Genomic DNA, 1,370 nt, shown 5'->3' on the forward strand with positions numbered 1-1,370 from the left:
CACCGGCCAGCGTGGCCGTGGACGCTTCGGCGCCGGTCGACGCCCCCGTCGCGGTCGACGACACGGCCAGCGTGCCGGCCGCGGCAAGCGCCGCACCGGCCACTGCGCCGGTGGCCACCGACCGCCCTGCCGCCCGGACCGCACAGGCGGGCGGCCAGGCCGCGCCGACCGATGCCGAAGACGACTTCGCCGCGCTGTACGGTGGCCCGGCGCCCTCTGCCGACGGCGCCGAACCCGGCCGGGCTGCCTACGATCCGTGGGAACCGTTCAACCGCAGGGTGCACAGCTTCAACAACGTGGTCGACCGCGCCGTCGCCCGTCCGCTGGCCACCGCCTACACCAAGGTGGTGCCGCGCTTCGCCCGTACCGGCGTGACCAACTTCTTCAGCAACCTGCGTGCGCCGGTGACCATCACCAACCAGGTGCTTCAGGGTAGGCCCGGCGATGCCTGGGACAGCCTGGGCCGTTTTGTCATGAACTCCACGCTGGGCCTGGGCGGCCTGTTCGATCCGGCCAGCAAGGCGATGGTGCCGCGCCGCAGCGAAGACTTCGGCCAGACCCTGGGTGCCTGGGGCTGGCGCGGTTCGCGCTACGTGGAACTGCCGTTCTTCGGCCCGCGTACCGTGCGTGATGTGTTCGGCCTGGCGGGCGACATTCCGCTCTCGCCGATCCGCACGATCGAAGAGGACAAGGTGCGCATCGGTCTGCAGGGTCTGCAGCTGGTGGACATGCGTTCGCAGCTGATGGCACTGGATGACATCCGCGACAGCGCCGTGGACGAGTACGCGCTGACCCGCGATGCCTGGCTGCAGCGGCGCAACTACCAGATCGAGAACGATCTGCGCGACAAGCGCACGCGCGGCAAGGATGCCGACGACACCGCGCCGATCCCGGTCGATGCGATGCCGATGCCGAACTGGGGCAACTGAGCCAGGGCGTACCTGCCAACGGTGGGTACCTACCCGCAGGAAGCCGACAAAAACCCCGCCTTGGCGGGATTTTTTTGGTTCCTCTCCCCGTACAGAGCGCGACTTGTTCCAACCGGCGTAACAGATTGGGCACGGCTGCACGCGTGCGGTCGGATAGTTCAGGCGCCGGTTGTGGATCGGGCGGCGTCTCCGCTCCGGTCTGTCGCGAGCGTGAGGGCCCCTTAGCGGCCGGTAGGCCCTTGGCGCAAATGTCCCCCGGCCGCGGGGCGGCCTCCTCCTTTATTTTGCCCAAGGGCCTACCGGCCGCTAAGGGGCTCGGCTCGCGGCGCAGGCGGAGCCCGGCTTTTTTGGCTCTGGTCGGTGGGTCGGGCGCTGGGCGCCCATGCCCTTTCCGGCGACGCCCCCGGCGTCGGCCTTCGGCCGCCCCCTCCTCCTTTATTT

Annotated in this window: 1 protein-coding gene; it reads left to right on the plus strand. The window is 69.6% G+C overall.

What is annotated here, in order from left to right; all coding sequences use genetic code 11:
• On the plus strand, positions 1-929 hold a 929-nt coding region (locus ACXJKH_RS20525), incomplete at its 5' end, for an MlaA family lipoprotein (protein ID WP_457322140.1).
• Positions 930-1,370: the final 441 nt, after the last annotated feature.

It is taken from the genome of Stenotrophomonas sp. P5_B8 (assembly GCF_054049855.1).